At 60.0% G+C, this 1123-nt stretch carries 2 protein-coding genes; both read left to right on the forward strand.

The window, feature by feature from the left end; translation table 11 throughout:
• On the forward strand, positions 1-515 hold a 515-nt coding region (locus P0D96_RS48045), incomplete at its 5' end, for a sodium/glutamate symporter (protein ID WP_408321356.1).
• 164 nt (positions 516-679) lie between these two features.
• On the forward strand, positions 680-1123 hold a 444-nt coding region (locus P0D96_RS48050; RefSeq protein ID WP_459252715.1), incomplete at its 3' end, for a TAXI family TRAP transporter solute-binding subunit.

The raw sequence follows: 1123 nt of genomic DNA on the forward strand, positions 1-1123 counted from the left end.
TGGGTTCGGCGATCGCGGTATTGCTGAACGGTACGGCTTTCGAGTTGCCGGCGTTCGTGTGCGTCCTGTTCGTCGGTGTCGTACTGCGCAACGGGCTCGCGGTGCGCGGCTGGTATCGCGTGTTCGAAGACGCGGTGTCGGTACTCGGCAACGTTAGCCTCGGTCTCTTTCTTGCTATAGCGTTGATGAGCCTGCGGCTGGGGGATCTCGCATCGCTCGCTTTGCCGCTGTTCGTCATTCTGGTGGTGCAGGCGATCGCGATGGCGGCTTACGCCATTGTCGTCACGTTTCGGGTGATGGGGCGCAACTATGACGCGGCAGTGCTCGCAGCGGGTCACTGTGGATTCGGCCTCGGGGCAACACCGACCGCGATAGCCAACATGCAGGCGATCACAGGACAGTTCGGTCCCTCCCATCTGGCCTTTCTGGTAGTACCTATGGTGGGGGCGTTTTTTATCGACATCGCGAATGCGATCGTCATCAAGTTGTTTTTGTTGCTGCCGCTCTATGGCTGACGGCGGACACCTGCAGGTGACAAACTCCCCGGGTCATTCGCGACTGCCGGCAACGGTTCCGCACAGAGGCTCGCCGAGTCCACCTCGCGCGGAACAGGCCAGACGGGAGATGCCGAACAATGACCAGGCACAACCCAGTGCTTCAGCGTAGCAGCAAAGCCCCCATGACACCCGGGCGCCGGCGGCTTCTGTTCATTGGCGCAATCTTGCTGTTGGCCGCGCTGGGTTGGGGGCTTGCGACGCTCATCAAGCCCGCCATCCAACGCACGATCGTCATTACAACCGGGGCGGACAACGGCATCTATCGCGGTTTTGCGGATCGCTATGCGCCCATCCTGAAACGCGACGGCATTACTCTGGTTATCCGCAGCTCTTCCGGTTCGGTCGAAAACTATGAACGGCTGAAGAATCCGGATAGCGAATACGAGGTGGGTTTTATTCAATCAGGCACCACCAGCCCGAAAGAAACCGATCATCTGCAGACCATCGCTGCCGTCTCGTATGAACCGATCTGGGTGTTCTATCGTGGCGACATCACCGTCAACCGGCTCGTGCAACTGCGCGGCAAAAGGATCGCCATCGGCGTCTCCGGCAGCGGGCTGCTCAAC

The organism is Paraburkholderia sp. RL17-347-BIC-D, from assembly GCF_046027915.1.
Classification (GTDB): Bacteria; Pseudomonadota; Gammaproteobacteria; order Burkholderiales; family Burkholderiaceae; genus Paraburkholderia.